The organism is Nocardia sp. NPDC006630 (assembly GCF_040611495.1).
Classification (GTDB): domain Bacteria; phylum Actinomycetota; class Actinomycetes; order Mycobacteriales; family Mycobacteriaceae; genus Nocardia.
The window spans coordinates 407355-423016 of record NZ_JBEXOK010000003.1 but is presented as its reverse complement, the minus strand read 5'-3'; the positions used below and the strand labels follow the sequence as shown (position 1 = coordinate 423016).

At 67.1% G+C, this 15662-nt stretch carries 11 protein-coding genes; 5 read left to right on the top strand and 6 right to left on the bottom strand.

The genetic code is table 11. The annotated features are described in order from the left end of the window. Positions 1 to 44 precede the first annotated feature (44 nt). The 3 genes from ABZX86_RS10050 to ABZX86_RS10040 form a co-directional block, all read right to left on the bottom strand. Positions 45 to 593 (bottom strand): hypothetical protein, encoded by a 549-nt coding sequence (locus tag ABZX86_RS10050; RefSeq protein WP_355121981.1) that lies wholly within the window; start codon positions 591 to 593, stop codon positions 45 to 47. Positions 594 to 709: 116 nt separating this feature from the next. Beyond that, entirely contained in the window at positions 710 to 1489 is a 780-nt protein-coding gene (locus tag ABZX86_RS10045) for a DUF2127 domain-containing protein (RefSeq protein ID WP_355121979.1), read from the bottom strand. Positions 1490 to 1546: 57 nt separating this feature from the next. Continuing rightward, positions 1547 to 2779, bottom strand: a complete 1233-nt coding sequence (locus ABZX86_RS10040; RefSeq protein WP_355121978.1) for an XRE family transcriptional regulator — start codon at positions 2777 to 2779, stop codon at positions 1547 to 1549. 151 nt (positions 2780 to 2930) lie between these two features. Between ABZX86_RS10040 and ABZX86_RS10035 the strand changes: the two genes are divergently transcribed. Beyond that, positions 2931 to 3236 carry a hypothetical protein gene (locus ABZX86_RS10035; protein ID WP_327139905.1) on the top strand — a complete coding sequence of 102 codons (306 nt, stop codon included), beginning with the start codon at positions 2931 to 2933 and terminating at the stop codon, positions 3234 to 3236. Between the two features lie 157 nt (positions 3237 to 3393). Here ABZX86_RS10035 and ABZX86_RS10030 read toward each other — a convergent pair whose 3' ends face one another. After that, positions 3394 to 4287: a PAC2 family protein gene (locus ABZX86_RS10030; RefSeq protein ID WP_297615655.1), complete on the bottom strand. Its 894-nt coding sequence runs from the start codon at positions 4285 to 4287 to the stop codon at positions 3394 to 3396. A 142-nt stretch (positions 4288 to 4429) separates the two neighbouring features. Here ABZX86_RS10030 and metH point away from each other — a divergent pair, with 142 nt between their 5' ends. The 3 genes from metH to ABZX86_RS10015 all read left to right on the top strand — a co-directional run bounded on the left by metH (position 4430) and on the right by ABZX86_RS10015 (position 10586). Beyond that, positions 4430 to 8008 (top strand): methionine synthase, encoded by a 3579-nt coding sequence (gene metH / locus ABZX86_RS10025; RefSeq protein WP_355121975.1) that lies wholly within the window; start codon positions 4430 to 4432, stop codon positions 8006 to 8008. Positions 8009 to 8087: 79 nt separating this feature from the next. Next, positions 8088 to 9830, top strand: coding sequence for a serine/threonine-protein kinase (locus ABZX86_RS10020; protein ID WP_355121973.1), 1743 nt, complete (start codon positions 8088 to 8090; stop codon positions 9828 to 9830). Between the two features lie 78 nt (positions 9831 to 9908). Then, a complete protein-coding gene (locus ABZX86_RS10015) occupies positions 9909 to 10586 on the top strand; it encodes an HAD family phosphatase (RefSeq protein WP_355121971.1) in 678 nt (225 codons plus the stop codon). 155 nt (positions 10587 to 10741) lie between these two features. Here ABZX86_RS10015 and asnB read toward each other — a convergent pair whose 3' ends face one another. Beyond that, on the bottom strand, positions 10742 to 12571 hold the full coding sequence (gene asnB / locus ABZX86_RS10010) for an asparagine synthase (glutamine-hydrolyzing) (RefSeq protein WP_355121969.1): 1830 nt from the start codon (positions 12569 to 12571) through the stop codon (positions 10742 to 10744). 154 nt (positions 12572 to 12725) lie between these two features. On the opposite strand from asnB, the gene ABZX86_RS10005 reads away from it, so the two are divergent. After that, a complete protein-coding gene (locus ABZX86_RS10005; RefSeq protein WP_355121967.1) occupies positions 12726 to 13940 on the top strand; it encodes a polyketide synthase in 1215 nt (404 codons plus the stop codon). A 9-nt stretch (positions 13941 to 13949) separates the two neighbouring features. Here the strand turns inward: ABZX86_RS10005 and ABZX86_RS10000 are convergent, their stop codons facing one another. After that, on the bottom strand, positions 13950 to 15641 hold the full coding sequence (locus tag ABZX86_RS10000; protein WP_355121965.1) for a protein kinase: 1692 nt from the start codon (positions 15639 to 15641) through the stop codon (positions 13950 to 13952). Between the last annotated feature and the right edge of the window lie 21 nt (positions 15642 to 15662).

The following is a 15662-nucleotide window of genomic DNA, read 5'->3' as shown; positions in this document are numbered from 1 at the left end:
GGATGGCATTGCGGCCGGTGTCGGCGCGCCCGCCCGCGGCGCGCTCAGTCCGGCAGGTCCGCGAGCAGACCGGTCCAGCAGCCGAGGCGCACCACCCGGACCACGTCCGATCCGAGTTCGGCCAGCGCTTCGGCACGGTCGGCGGGCACGAAGACCAGCGCGTAGTTGTCGGTGACGTTCTCGAGTGCGGCCACGGTCGTGCCGATCTCGAAACAGCGCTCGCCGATCAGCTCCAAGAATCGTTCTATGGCGCCGAACGTATCGTGCTCGTACGGCGCCCGCTCGGCCAGGAACGGTTCGTACCAGTCCCAGGAGAGTTCCTGCGGAAAGGTAGGCACCGCCCGCAGGACCTCCCGTACGTCCCCATAGCCGTCCTGGTAGTAGAACCACCCCAGCAGGCCCGCATCGCCGACGCCGCCGACCAATTCGGCCTGCGCCTGGGCCTGATGCCACGTGCAGTCGTGGTCCTCGTCCCGATCCGCGTGATCGCGATCGGCCGCCGCGCGGACCGCCGCGGCGATGCCGGGCGCCTCGGGCGCGACCAGTTCGGCCGCCCGCACCACCCGATCCCGATCGGATTCCCAGTCCGCCATCATTCCTCCGCACCGTCGACCGCCCGCCATCCTGCTAGGCACAGACCTGGCGAAACAAGTCGACGCCGAGGCCTCGAACTCCGAAAAGGCAGCGTTTCCGTAATCGTGAAGCTGCCTCAGCCCGCGGCCGCGGGCTCCGCCTCGGCGGATACGGCCGAACGTTCCACGGTGAGAAGGCTTTCCGTGTGATGTTCGGCGTAGTAGGCGCGGGAACCGCCATTGAGACCGAACAGGCTCTTGCTCCAGAGCAGCCAGATCACGGCGGCCAGATTGATCAGCAGGGCGGAGGCGCGCAGGAAGGTGATCTTCTCGGTGAGCTCGTAGATCTCCAGTGGCAGGAAGATGCTGGTCGCGATGACGGCGAAGTATTCGCCCCAGCGCTTGACCAGCCAGAGGCCGACCGCCTCGGTGAGCTGTATCGCGGCGTAGGCGAACAGCGCCACGGCCACCCAGATCAGCGTGGCGGGGGAGAGGGTGAAGGCCTTGTCGACCCAGTGCACGATCTTGGAATGGTCGGGGTCCCAGCCGATCTGGTCGGCCAGCTGCCGAATCAGCGGCAGTTCCTCGCCCCACTTCGTGCGCCAGTGCTCCTGCGAACCGCGCAGCTTGAGCACGCCCGCACCGACCAGCAGCAGCACCAGGGCGCGGAAGATGCGCTCGAGGGCGAGCAGGCGCATGATGACGCGGTCGCGCAGCAGCCGTCCCCGGGGTACCTCCGGGGCATTGTCGGCGGGGCCGTGGCGGCGGGGCTCACCGGGGACGAAGTCACCACAGCGCAGGCAGCGCCAGGATTCGCCGGCCGGGGTGGTGACGTGCAGGCGCGCGGCGAGCTCGGGCTCGTCGGGGGCATAGGTCTCGTGCCCGCGGGTAGCGCAGGTCCACAGACTGAAGTCCATGGGCTGGAGCGTAACCGGAATGGACCCCGGTTGCCTCCAGTGTGGACAGTGGCGGATTCAGCCCGCCGCGAGCGCGCGCAGCTGATCCAGATAGGTCCGGGTACGCGGGTCGCTCGGGAAGTGCTGGATCATTTCGCGCGCGGTCTCCCCTGCGATCCACATGAGCGAGGGCAGTGAGCGGCGCTTACCGGTGAAGGCCCGCATGCCCTCGTCCAGGGCGAGCTCCAGATTGCGGTCGTGTACCGCGACAACCGCGAGGGTGAGGTGCGCCTCGGCCACCCGCATGGGTTTGCGAATGGTGCCGTCGGGGCGGGTGGAGGTCAGAATCACTTGGCGGGCATAGGTTTCGGCGAGGCGATCGTCACCGGCGACCCGGCAGCAGTCCATGGCGTAGAAGTCGAACTTCTGCGGATCGACCACGAAATGATTGTCCAGATTGGCGGGATGGTCGAGCCGGTCCAGAATCGAACGGCCCTGGGCGAGTGCGGCTTCCATCTCGCGCCGATCGCCCAGCCGCGCCCAGGCCTTGGCCCGCTGGGCGGCCAGCTGCACACCCACGCCGAGATGTTCGGTACTGGCGTGTGCCGCCTCGGCCGTTTCGATGGCGCCGCGATAGTTGGCCTGGGTCGAGGCGAACCAGGCGGCCATTTCGGCGCCCCAGCCGATGATTTCGGCGTGCTCGGCCTCCTGGCCCAGTGAGAGTGCCGCTCTGCGAGTGGCTTCCGCGGCGGTGCGCCAACCCAGATCGTAATCAACACAACCGACCAGTAGGGCGACCCAGCCGGCCAGCACCAGCACCTCGCGATGCTGTGCGAGAGTAAGCCGACCGTCCAGTAGGGAGGTAATGCGCCGCAACCACGCGGTGCCCTCGGAATGTAGCTCGTGCGGATCGGCGCACGGATACTCCGAACACAGCCGGTCTGCGGTGATGTGGATCGCATCCAGCGTCGCAGAGGACACATCGGACATACGTAGCCGCCCAATGAATTCGAGCGTGTCCATCCCGGTGGCGGAAAGTAGCTCGTCATCCCGATTCGGCCGGGCCTTCGGGAAGAAAGCGGCGGTCACGGTATCGAAGGAGGCCGCGATGATGGGTGCGTAGAAATCATCGGGCCGGGATTCTCCCGACTCCCAGCGCCGCCAGTTGCGCAAAAGTGTGCTGTCCGTTGGCAGATTGTGGCTCGACTTACCCCGCATGGCGCGCACGGCGTCGGCTTGTGACCACCCCCGAGCATCACGTTCGGCGCGCATTCGGACAGCCCAGACAGGTCGATCATCGACAGCGGACACGCTCTGTAGTATCTCACCAGTTACCCTCTCGTGGACCCGGATAGGGCACGTCGATGTCAGTGGGTTGACATCTGCAATTGCATCCGAGAGAACGCCATGCTTGAAACGGGCACACGACAGGACAGCGATCCCCAATCCAACGGAGGTTCGGGTGGAAGCGTTGATCTATGGGTACGTGCGTGACGATCTGGCTGATGGGTGCAGTGAAGAGCTGGAGGACGCCATGACCAGCCTGGCCCAATCGGCAGGATTCTGTTTCGCCGCCACGTTCCATGAATCGACCCCCGGCGACGGCACCGCGTTTGCGGAGCTGACCGCCGAACTCAAGCGTGCCGATGCTCACCATGTGGTGGTGCCGTCACTCGATCACCTTGCCGGCCAGACGATTCCGCGAGATATCCTCATCGCGAAACTGGCTCATGAGGCAGCGGCTCAGGTGTGGGCCGTGGAGCACTGAGGGCGCAGGCCACGAATCTCACGCCGATCGGCGTTACCGAAAGCATGCAGCGAAGCTCACATACAGCGAGCTCATGAGCCGCGTGGCTGGCCGTGCTCCAAACGGCCAGCGCCGCTGCGTTTCTGGGACCAAGCGTTGGGGCTCAGCGTTTTCGGGCTCAGAGACCGAAGCCGCCGCGCCCACGCCGGCGCAGATATTTCTCGAATTCGGCCGCGATGGCATCGCCGTCGATCTTGGCCATGGCCTCGTTGAGGTCCACCTCGGCATCGCCGCGCTCCTCGAGCGAGCGCACGTACTCGGCGATTTCCTCATCGCCGGTGGTCATTTCATTGACCGTGCCCTCCCACTCCTCGGCCTGCTCGGGCAGACCACCCAGCGGCACCTCGACATCGAGCACATCCTCGACCCGGTGCAGCAGGGCGATGACCGCCTTGGGATTCGGCGGCTGAGAAACGTAGTGCGGCACCGCGGCCCAGAAGGAGATGGCCGGCACACCCGCGCGCACGCAGGCATCCTGCAGTACTCCGGTGATACCGGTCGGTCCCTCGTAGCGGGTCTGCTCGAGGTTGAAGCGCTCGGCGGCTTCCTTGTTATAGGCGGTGCCGGTGACGGGAACGGGCCGGGTGTGCGGGGTATCGGCCAGCAGCGCGCCGAGGATCACCACCGTGGTCACATCCAGCTGCTCCACGAATTCGAGCAGGTCATTGCAGAAGCTGCGCCAGCGCATATTCGGTTCGACGCCGCGCAGCAGCACCACATCGCGTTCGCTGCCGGGGGGCGAGCACACCGAGAGCATGGTGGACGGCCAGTGAATTTCGCGGGTCACGCCGTCGACCTGGCGTACCGTCGGCCGGTTCACCTGGTAATCGTAGTAATCCTCGGAGTCCAGCTCCGCGAGCGGCTGCGCGTCCCAGATCAGCTCCAGGTGCTCGACTGCCCCACTTGCCGCGTCGGCCGCGTCGTTCCAGCCTTCGAAAGCGGCCACGAGGATCGGATCCCGCAGCGTAGGCAGGTCCGAATCGGGTGGCACCGGGGGTTCACTGGCGTTCACCCGGTCAGCTTAGGGGGTGAGCTCGTCAGACGCGCCAACGACGCGCAACCGTGCAGGTTGGCGGCTCGACCCGGGGACCTGCGGAGAGCGGCGCACCACACCGAGGCTCGGATTGTCCGTGCCTCCCACTACTCTTGAGTACATGTCTGTGTCCCCCCGCGCCGAGTTCGACACCACCCTACTCGACACGCTCAGTCGGCGTGTCGTCATAGGCGACGGTGCGATGGGCACCATGTTGCAGGCCGCGGATCTGACTTTGGATGATTTCCGTGGCCTCGAGGGTTGCAACGAGATTCTCAACGAAACCCGCCCTGACGTGCTGAAAAGCATTCACCGCGCCTACTACGAGGCCGGCGCGGACGCGGTCGAGACCAATACCTTCGGGTGCAACCTGCCCAATCTCGCCGATTACGACATCGCCGATCGCATCCGTGATCTGTCCGAGCGCGGCACCCGCCTCGCCCGTGAGGTCGCCGACGACATGGGACCGACCGAGGACGGGACTCCCCGGTACGTGCTCGGTTCCATGGGTCCGGGCACGAAATTGCCCACCCTCGGTCATGCGCCGTACGCCACACTGCGTGACGCCTACACCGAAGCCGCTCTCGGCATGCTCGACGGCGGCGCCGATGCCATCCTCATCGAAACCTGCCAGGACCTGCTGCAGGTCAAGTCCGCGATCGTCGGCAGTCATCACGCCATGGCGCGCGCGGGTCGCAAGATTCCGATCATTACGCACGTGACCATGGAGACCACCGGCACCATGCTGGTCGGTTCGGAGATCGGGGCGGCGCTCACGGCGCTGGAGAACCTCGGCATCGACATGATCGGATTGAACTGCGCCACCGGCCCGGACGAGATGAGCGAGCATCTGCGCCATCTGTCCAAGCATGCGCAGCTGCCGGTCTCGGTGATGCCGAATGCCGGTCTGCCGGTGCTGGGCGCCAAGGGCGCGGAGTACCCGCTCTCGCCCGAGGAGCTCGCAATCGCCTTGAGCGGCTTCGTCTCCGAGTTCGGGCTGGCGCTGGTCGGCGGCTGCTGCGGTACCACTCCCGAGCACATTCGCCAGGTGCGCGCCGCGGTGCGCGAGGTCACCCCCGGGGTGCGCACGCCCTCGCACGAGCCGGCCGTGTCCTCCATCTACAGCGCGGTGCCGTTCGAGCAGGACGCCTCGGTCATGATGATCGGCGAGCGCACGAATGCCAACGGCTCCAAGGCCTTCCGTGATGCCATGCTGGCCGAGGACTGGCAGAAGTGCCTGGACATCGCCAAGGATCAGATCCGCGACGGCGCGCACATGCTGGACCTGTGCGTGGACTACGTGGGCCGCGACGGCGCGAAGGATATGAACGAGCTCGCCGCTCGCCTGTCCACCGCGTCGACGCTGCCGATCATGCTGGACTCCACCGAACTTCCGGTGCTGCGGGCCGGGCTCGAGCAGCTCGGCGGCCGCTGCGCGGTCAACTCGGTCAACTACGAGGACGGCGCCGGGCCGGAGTCGCGATTCCAGCAGACCATGGCGCTGGTGGCCGAACACGGTGCGGCCGTGGTGGCTTTGACCATCGACGAGACCGGTCAGGCGCGCACCGCCGAAACCAAGGTCGCCATTGCCGAGCGGCTGATCGCCGATATCACCGAGAACTGGGGCCTGGCCGAGTCCGACATCATCGTCGACACGTTGACCTTCACCCTGGGCACCGGTCAGGAGGAGTCCCGCAAGGACGGCCTGGAAACCATCGAGGCCATCCGCCTGCTCAAGCAGCGGCATCCGAATGTGCAGACCACACTGGGTCTTTCGAATATCTCGTTCGGCCTGAATCCGGCCGCACGGCAGGTGCTCAATTCGGTGTTCATGCACGAATGCGTGCAGGCCGGACTGGATTCGGCGATCGTGCACGCGTCGAAGATCCTGCCCATGGCCCGGATTCCGGAGAACCAGCGCGAGATCGCCCTGGACCTGGTCTACGACCGCCGCCGCGAGGATTACGACCCGCTGCAGGAACTGATGGCCATGTTCGAGGGCGTCTCGGCGGCCTCGTCCAAGGCCTCGCGCGCCGAGGAAATGGCCTTGCTGCCGCTGTTCGAGCGCCTCGCGCGCCGGATTGTCGACGGTGAGCGCAATGGTCTGGAGGCCGATCTCGACGAGGCCATGCAGGAGGTCCCGCCGCTGCAGATCATCAACGACACCCTGCTGTCGGGCATGAAGACCGTGGGTGAGCTGTTCGGCTCCGGGCAGATGCAGCTGCCGTTCGTGCTGCAGTCCGCCGAGGTGATGAAAATCGCTGTGGCGCATCTGGAACCGCATATGGAGTCCACCGACGACGCCGGTAAGGGTCGCATCGTGCTGGCCACCGTCAAGGGCGATGTGCACGATATCGGCAAGAACCTGGTGGACATCATCCTGTCCAACAATGGCTACGAGGTCGTGAATATCGGTATCAAGCAGCCGATTTCGGCGATCCTGGATGCCGCGGTGGACAAGAAGGCCGATGTCATCGGCATGTCCGGACTGCTGGTGAAATCCACCGTCGTCATGAAGGAGAACCTCGCCGAGCTCAATGCCAAGGGTGTGGCGCAGCAGTTCCCGGTGCTGCTGGGCGGCGCCGCGCTGACGCGCTCCTATGTGGAGAACGATCTCACCGAGGTTTACGAGGGCGATGTGCACTATGCGCGCGACGCGTTCGAGGGCCTCAATCTCATGGACGAGATCATGACCCGCAAGCGCGGCGGCGCCATCGATCCGAACAGCCCGCAGGCGATCGCCGAACGGGAGAAGGCCGCCGAGCGCAAGGCCCGGCACGAGCGTTCCAAGCGAATCGCCGAGGAGCGCAAGGCCAAAGAGACGCCGATCGTGGTGCCCGAGCGCTCGGATGTGGCCGCGGATCTGCCGGTGCCGACGCCCCCGTTCTGGGGCACCCGCGTCATCAAGGGCCTGTCGGTGAGCGAGTACTCCGGTCTGCTCGACGAGCGGGCGCTGTTCCTCGGTCAGTGGGGCCTGAAGGGACAGCGGGCCGGCGACGGGCCGTCCTACGAGGATCTGGTGGAGACCGAAGGCCGTCCGCGCCTGCGCTACTGGCTGGATCGGCTCATTGCCGAGGGTGTGCTCCAGCATGCCGCGGTGGTGTACGGCTACTTCCCGGCGGTGTCCGAGGGCGATGATGTGATTGTTCTCACCGAGCCGAAACCCGATGCAGCGGAACGGTATCGGTTCACTTTCCCGCGGCAGCAGCGTGACCGGTTCCTGAACATCGCCGACTTCATTCGTTCCCGCGAACTCGCGGCAGCGCGCGGTCAGGTGGATGTGCTGCCGTTCCAGCTGGTCACCATGGGGCAGCCCATCGCCGATTTCGCCAATGAGCTGTTCGCACAGAACAATTACCGCGACTATCTCGAGGTGCACGGCATCGGCGTGCAGCTCACCGAGGCGCTCGCGGAGTTCTGGCACCGGCGCATCCGGGAAGAGCTTGTGGTGGAAGGACATTCCGTCGCCGAACAGGATCCTTCCGATGTGCAGGAATACTTCAAACTCGGATACCGTGGCGCGAGGTACTCATTCGGCTACGGTGCGTGCCCCGACCTGGAGGATCGCGCGAAACTTGTGGACATGCTGGACGCGGGCCGGATCGGGGTGATGCTGTCGGAGGAATTGCAGCTTCATCCGGAGCAGTCGACGGACGCGTTCGTACTTCTGCACCCGGAGGCGAAGTACTTCAACGCCTAAGATTTTGTAGAGGTTCGGGCTTGTCGCGCAGCGTTGCAGGGTGGCTCGGCGCGAAAGCCAGCAGGAGGGGCACAACCACATGACTTCAGACCGGTTGATTGCGGGGCGGTACCGACTAACGGATCCGATCGGCACCGGTGCGATGGGGGTCGTGTGGCGCGCGACCGATGTCCGGCTGCGGCGGACGGTGGCCGTCAAGCAGTTGCTGCTGGGGCCGGGATTGACTCGGTCCCAGGCGATCGAGGCCAAGATGCGCGCAATGCGGGAGGGGCGCATCGCGGCTCGGCTGCACCATCCCAATGCCGTCACCGTTTTCGATGTGGCGGAGGAGGACGGCCAGCCGTGGCTGGTCATGGAGTACGTGGACGCGGTCAGTCTCGCGGCGCTCATGCGCGAGAAGGGGACGCTCGCGCCCACCGAGGTCGCGCGCATCGGCGCCAAGGTGGCGGCGGCCATGGCCGCCGCGCACAAGGCCGGAATCGTGCACCGGGATGTGAAGCCCGCCAATATCCTTGTGGCCGAGGACGGTACGGTGAAGATCACCGACTTCGGCATCTCGCGTGCCGTCGGTGATGTCACGGTGACCTCCACCGGATTCCTCGCGGGCACGCCCGCGTACCTCGCGCCCGAGGTGGCGCGCGGTGAGAACCCGGAACCGCCCTCGGACGTATTCGCCCTGGGCTCAACGCTGTACGCCGCGGTGGAGGGAATGCCGCCGTTCGGTGAGGGCGACAATCCGCTCGCCCTGCTGCACTCGGTGGTGCGGGCGCAGGTGCCCGAACCCCGCCATGCCGGTGCGCTCGGACCGGTGCTGATGGATCTGCTGGCCGCCGATGCGGTGGACCGGCCGACCATGGAGCAGGCGACCGATCGACTGCAGGCGGTGGCGGACGGGCGGGCAACCGCACTGATTCCGCAGACCAAGGTGCTGCCCGCGGCCACGAATACCCTGGTGGCAGGCGATTCCGCAGCGACCACGGTGATCTCCACCTCCGGTGCGAAGGCATCGACGGCCAATGCCACCGATCCGACCGTGCACATCGATATGGTGAAGGACAAACCCTCGGCGCGCGGCACCGCGCCCGGAACGCCGGTGCCGCCGGCGGGCACCTTCGGCGCCAAACTCGCTGGGCAGGATGGTAATCGGCGCCAGATCGCGCTGATCGCCCTCGGTGTGATCGCGGCGGTGGTGATCGCCGTACTGGTGACGGTGGCGGTGAGCCGCAATAGCGGGGAGAGCAATCCGGTCGCCAAGGGAACCGGTACCACCGTGGAGCCGGTGAATCCGACCACCGGCAATGCCTCGGGCGGCGCTGTCGTCCCGGGCCAGAGTGGCGCTACCGGCGGCAATGGCGGTCAGAGCGGTGGGCAGGCCGGGCAGGCCACGCACGCGCCCACGACAACTGCCGCGCCCAGCACCACCACGTCGGCGCAGCCGAGTACCACCACCGCACCCGCCACGACGACCACGGTGCCGCCGACCACTCCGCCGCCTCCGCCCGCCGCGGCCGCCGTGCCGTCGGCGTCGTCGGTGGCCTCGTTCGTTCAGGGCTACTACGGGATGCTGCCCGGCAATGTGAGCGCCGCCTGGTCCAAGCTGTCGCCCGGCTATCAGGCCTCGACCGGCGGGTTCAATGCCTACTCGCAGTTCTGGGCCGGTATCGCGTCGGTGAGCGTCGGCGGTGTGACGACCACGGGTACGAACCGTGCGGTGGTCAATCTGACCTACACCCTGCGCAATGGTCAGGTCACCAGTGAAAGCCGCTGGGTCCAGGTCGATACGACCGGCGGTGGAATGGTCATCGCGGCGTCCGGGACCTGAGGCCGACCCGATACGCTGAGCACCGCGTCACGTGTGGTGAGCGCTCGAGGTGGACGTGAGAAGAGGAGCGGTGTTCCGGTGACGCGGTTGGACGCGGTGTTGTGGGATATGGACGGAACGCTGCTGGACTCGGAGAAGCTCTGGGATATAGCGGTCCGGGAGCTGGCGGGTGAGCTCGGCCACGAGATGGACGATGCGATGCGGCATGCGCTCATCGGCGCCTCGGGGCCCAATGCCATGCGCATCATGTTCACCGGTTTGGGACTGGACCCCACGCCCGCCGCCATTACCGAGGCCGGTGAGTGGATCGAGCGGCGCGTGATCGAGCTGTTCCAGGATCCGGTGCCGTGGCGACCGGGCGCGGCGGATGCGCTCGCCACCATGAAGGCGGCCGGAATCCCGATGGCGCTGGTGACCAATACCAAGCGGTCCCTCACCGAATACGGCCTGGACACCCTCGACCGCGGCTACTTCCACGCCACGGTCTGTGCGGACGAGGTGCCCGAGGGCAAACCCGCGCCCGATGTCTACCTGCGCGCAGCCGAACTGCTCGGTGTCGCGCCGGAACATACTGTGGCCATCGAGGATTCACCGACCGGTGCGCTGGCGGCCGAAGCCGCCGGCTGCACGGTCCTGGTCATCCCCTGTGAAATCGCCGTTCCCCCCGCGCCCGGCCGGACCTTCCGTGATTCGCTGGTCGGTCTGACCCCCGCCGATCTGCACGCGCTCGTGCTCGATCGGCACCGGGTCAGCTGACCCCTGTGCTGGGCAGGAAGTCGCTGCGCACCTGCCCGGGCTGAAAGCCCTGTCCGACACGTCGCCAGGTCGGAACCGCTGCCCGGGCGCCCTTCCCGTGTTGCTGCCCGGCGCCGCTGCCTGGTCGAAAGCTACTGCCCGGGTAGGCGATTCGTTCAGGGCCGACGAGATGCCGTCAGCTGTTGCAGCCACAGGTCGAAGTTGAGTGCGAAATCGAGTGCCGCGCGGGTGGCGCGGTCGGCGAGGGGACGCGTGAGGCGTTCGCGTAGTCGATTGCGGTCAAGGTAATCCCAGACCGGTGCGGCGGGCTGCGCGGCCAGGTCGGCGGCCTGCGCCCGGAGGGCGAGGTCGTAGGCCGGGTCGTGGGTGATCGGGTATGGGGCTTTCACCCGGGCGGCGACGCTCGGGGGCAGCAGATCGGCCACGGCGGCGCGCAGCAGAGATTTCTCGCGGCCGTCGAAAGTGTGCAGCTGCCAAGGGATATTGCAGGCGTACTCGACCAGCCGGTGATCGCAGAACGGGACGCGCACCTCCAGGCCGACGGCCATCGACAGCCGATCCTTGCGGTCGAGCAGATCCGGCAACCAGTGTGTGTAATGCAGCCAGAACACCTCGCGCATGCGGCGCTGCGTCGCGGATTCACCGGGCAGTGACGGGATTTCGGTGAGCGCCTGCCGGTAGTGGTCGGCGCGGTGCGCGGTGAGATCGAGTTCGGCGGCGACATCGTCGCGCAGCAGGGCCAGGCAGGCGCCGCTGCGACCGGCGAAGTAGCGCCACGGATAGTCGGGGCGCGAAATCGCCTGGGGGTCATGGAACCACGAGTAGCCGCCGAACACCTCGTCGGCGCATTCGCCGGACAGCACCACGGTGGCTTGTTCGCGCACTGCCCGGAAGAGCAGGTACAGCGAGGAATCCATATCGCCCGCAGCGGGCAGATCGCGGGCTGCGACGACCGCTCCGCGCACAGCAGGATCGGTCAGGGCAGCGGCATCGAGCACGATATCGCGATGGTCCAGGCCGCAGTGGTCGGCCATGGCTCTGACATACGGCGCGTCGGGTGTCGGTCGCAGCGCGTCGGGTCTGAAATCCGCTGTGTTCCCGGCGAAGTCGACGGAGAACGTGGGCAGCGCGGTGCCGGTCGTCCGCAGCGAATGCTGGCCGAGCGCCGTCAGCGCGCTCGAATCTAGTCCGCCGGACAACAGCGAACCCAGGCGCACGTCGGCGTGCAGATGCCCGACGGTGATGTCGTCGAGCAGTCCGCGCACGGTGTCCACGGTGGTGGCGAGGTCATCGGTGTGCGGGGCCGGTTCCAGTCGCCAGTAGCGCTGTTCGCGAACTCCGCGCGAGTCGACGATGAGCATGGTGCCCGGCCGCACCTCGTGGATGCCACGCAGCAGGGTGCGCCCCGGCGTCCGGACGCTGGAGAGGAAGTCGCGCAATCCGTCCGGATCGATCTCCGGTGCGGGTCCGGTGCCGAGCAGTGCCTTGGGCTCGGAACCGAAACGTATTCCGGCGCCGTCGATCCGGTAGCAGAGCGGTTTGATGCCGAGCCGATCGCGGACCAGCAGCAGACGGCGGGCCGCGACATCCCAGTACGCGAAGGCGAACATGCCGCGCAGCCGGTGCACCGCGCCGGGCCCCCATTCCAGGCAGGCGTGCAGCACCACCTCGGTATCGGTGCGGGTGGCGAACTTGTGGCCCAGCAGTTCCAGCGTGTGCCGCAGTTCGCGGTGATTGAACACCTCACCGGTGTAGGCCAGCACGGCGCGCGGCCGGTTGTCGTCATCGGTGCTGATCATGGGCTGCCGCCCGTGCTCCGGATCGAGCACGGCCAGGCGGCGATGACCCAGTGCGGCATGAGAATCGGACCAGAGGCCGTGCCCGTCGGGACCGCGTGCGGCTAGTGCCTCGGCCATGGCGTCCACCACGCCTCCGGCGTCCGGGGGTAGGCCGTCGGGATCCACCCAGCCTGCGATACCGCACATTTCGGTGCACCTTCCTGATTTCCGGGGATTACGGGGTCGCAGATTCGGCCGCGTCGACCAGCATCAGGTGCACAACGATTGATCGATCGCGGCTATGGTACTCACGATCTTGTTAAGGGCATCACTCCACGCGCGGCGTCAAGGAGAGGATCCGATGAGTTCGAACGAGCCGATCGCAATCGTGGGGATGGGGTGCCGTTTTCCGGGCGCCGCCGACCACGGGCAGCTGTGGCGACTGCTGCTCGACGGTCAGGATGCGGTGGCCGGAGCCGAGTTCCCGGACTGCACCACCGATTTCCGGCCCGAGGACTTTCACGTCACCGAGCGGGAGAACGCCGAACTCGATCCGCAGCACCGGGTGCTGATGGTGACCGCCCGCGATGCGCTGCGCGATGCGGGGCTGGACGAGAACGAGCTGGCCGGTGCGTCGGTCGGGGTCTTCATGGGGCAGAGCACCGCGGAGCACTGGGACACTCGCGCCGGTGATCGACCGGTTGATATGTACGCGATCGCCGGATCCGCCGCGCGCAGTATGGCTTCGGGGCGGCTGAGCTACGCCTGGGATCTGCGTGGTCCGTGCGCGACCGTGGATGCGGCCTGTTCCTCCGGAACGCTCGCGGTGCATCTGGCGTGCCAGGCGCTGCGTACCGGTGAATGCGAGACCGTGATCGCCGGTGGTGTCAGCCTGGTGCGCGGGACCGATCACACCGTCGGCTACGCCGCCGCGGGAATGCTCTCCCCGTCCGGCCGTTGCCGTTTCGGCAGTGAGGACGCCGACGGGTTCGTGCGCAGCGATGGCGCCGGGGTGGTTGTGCTCAAGACGCTGGAGCTGGCGCGCCGCGACGGTGATCGCATTCACGCCGTCATCCACGGCAGTGCTCAGGCGAGCAAGGGTCGCACCGCCAAGGCGGTCATCGCACCGTCGATCGACGGGTACTTGCAAGTCATCGAACGTGCCTGTGCCACGGCCGGTCTCGCGCCGCAGCAGCTCGGGTATCTGGAGGCCCACGGTAATGCCGCACCCGCCGGCGACCATCTCGAATTGCAGGCCATCGGCGCGGCCGTCGGGCAGCGCCGACCGGCCGGGGAACCCTGCCTGGTCGGATCCATCAAATCCAATATCGGCCATCCCGAGGCGGCAGGCGGTCTGGCGGGATTGATGAAAACCGCTCTCGCGCTACAGCATCGCCATATCCCGGCCACCCTGCACTGTGAGCAGCCCACCTCGGCGGTGGACTGGTCCGGGCTCGGGATCGCACCGGTGCAGACCGGTATCGCCTGGCCCTACCCGGGTCCGGCGTACGCGGGTGTGAGCACCTATGGACTCTCGGGCACCTTCGTGCACCTCGTGCTCGGGGAGGCGGGGTAGGCCGGTCCGCTATTTGCTGTTGTAGACGCTGACGACGGTGCCGTCGACGTCGGCGGCCAGGTAGCCGCCGCCGTTGTACTCGTCGGAGAAGTACACCAGTAGCGTCGGCTTGTTGTCGTTGAAAGTCCATGCGGGGTCGACGATTATGTAGCGGCTGGTGGGGTTGGCGACACCGAGTTTGTTCTGCGCGGTGCTCAGCAGGGTGGGCAGGATATCCCAGTTGATCGAGCTCAGCACCACGGTCGATTTGTCGGAGAGCTGGCCGCCGGGGCCGGTGCGGGTGGCGACGCCGTCACGGAAGGTGAATTCGTCATACACGGTCGGGCGATCCTTGACCGGCGCGCTGGTGTTGACGAACTGCGGATAGAAAGTCGTCTCGAGAAATTGCTGTCCACCGGTGAGCTGTTCGAGGGCGGCGATCGACTGGCGAACCCCGGCCGGGGTGAGCAGATCCGTGGTGGCTGCCGGGGCCGTGGTGGTGGGGGGCTTTCCGGGAACTGCCGGTAGCGAGGTGGCCGGATGCGCGGCGGTGCCGGGCGGTTGGCTGGGGCCTGCCTGATCGGTGCTCTTGTCCGGCTGAAGAAGTACGGCGGCAACAACAATCAGGGCGATGGCAGCGACCGCCGCGATTCCGGCCGCGATCCACCGTCGCTGCTTGCCGGGCGGGGCATCGGTCGCGCGCACGTGCGCCGTCTGATCGAACCGCGCGGAGGGACCTGTCGGCGGGAACGGTGCGGAGGCCGTCGGCGTGAAGGACGCCGAGGTCGCTGTCGGCGAGAACGGCGCGGAGATCGCTGGTGGTGTGAGCGGTGTGGACGTTGCCGCCGGGCCGTACGAGAGGGGCGACGCTGTCGGCACGTACGGCATGGAAGGTGAGCTCGGTGCGGAGATCGCCTGGGCGAGTAGCCAATCCACCTGTTCGGCGGTGGGCCGGTGGCCCGGATCGGGCACCAGTATGGCCTGCAGCGCCGCGGTCAGCGGGCCTGCGCGCCGGGGCGGGGGGACCTCGCCCCGCAGTACAGCGGCGAGGGTGCCGACGGAGGTGTCGCGGCGCATCGGGTGATAGCCCTCCACCGCGACGTACAGCACCAGGCCCAGCGACCACAGATCGGACGCGGGATGACCCTCCTGGCCGCCCAGGCGTTCCGGCGCCACGTAATCGAGGGAGCCGACCACGCTTCCGGTGGAGGTCAGCCCCTCCATGCCATTGATCGCGGCAATGCCGAAATCGGTCAGCACCGGTGAACCGTCTTCGCGCAGCAGCACATTCGCGGGTTTGATATCGCGGTGCAGGACGCCGACGGCGTGCGCCGCGCGCAGGGCCGCGAGAATGCCGCGGCCGATGAACGCGGCCTGGGCGGGCGGCATCGGGCCCATATCGATCTGCTCGGAGAGAGTGCGGCCGCGCACCAGCTCCATGACGATCCACGGATGCTCTTCGGCGGGTGAATCCACGATGTGGTGGATGGCGACCACATTCGGATGCCCGATGCGGGCCAGCGCGCGGGCCTCCCGCAGCACCCGCTCCCGTTGCACGCCGGGCGAACTCGCGCGCTCCGGATCGGCCGCGCGCACCTCCTTGAGCGCCACTTCACGATGCAGGGCGAGGTCGTAGGCCCGCCAGACCGTGCCCATACCGCCACTGCCGAGCGGTTCGAGCAATTCGAAGCGCCCGTCGACCACTGTCCGCCCGGGAATCACCGCGCCAGCCTATTGCCAGCA

What these genes read in the sequence shown, in the direction of transcription:
- ABZX86_RS10045 (WP_355121979.1), bottom strand. Translation starts at nt 1,489, where the DNA reads ATGGACTTCAGTCTGTGGACCTGCGCTACCCGCGGGCACGAGACCTAT.
- asnB (WP_355121969.1), bottom strand. Translation starts at nt 12,571, where the DNA reads ATGTGCGGTATCGCAGGCTGGGTGGATCCCGACGGCCTACCCCCGGAC.
- ABZX86_RS10020 (WP_355121973.1), top strand. Translation starts at nt 8,088, where the DNA reads ATGACTTCAGACCGGTTGATTGCGGGGCGGTACCGACTAACGGATCCG.
- metH (WP_355121975.1), top strand. Translation starts at nt 4,430, where the DNA reads ATGTCTGTGTCCCCCCGCGCCGAGTTCGACACCACCCTACTCGACACG.
- ABZX86_RS10005 (WP_355121967.1), top strand. Translation starts at nt 12,726, where the DNA reads ATGAGTTCGAACGAGCCGATCGCAATCGTGGGGATGGGGTGCCGTTTT.
- ABZX86_RS10050 (WP_355121981.1), bottom strand. Translation starts at nt 593, where the DNA reads ATGGCGGACTGGGAATCCGATCGGGATCGGGTGGTGCGGGCGGCCGAA.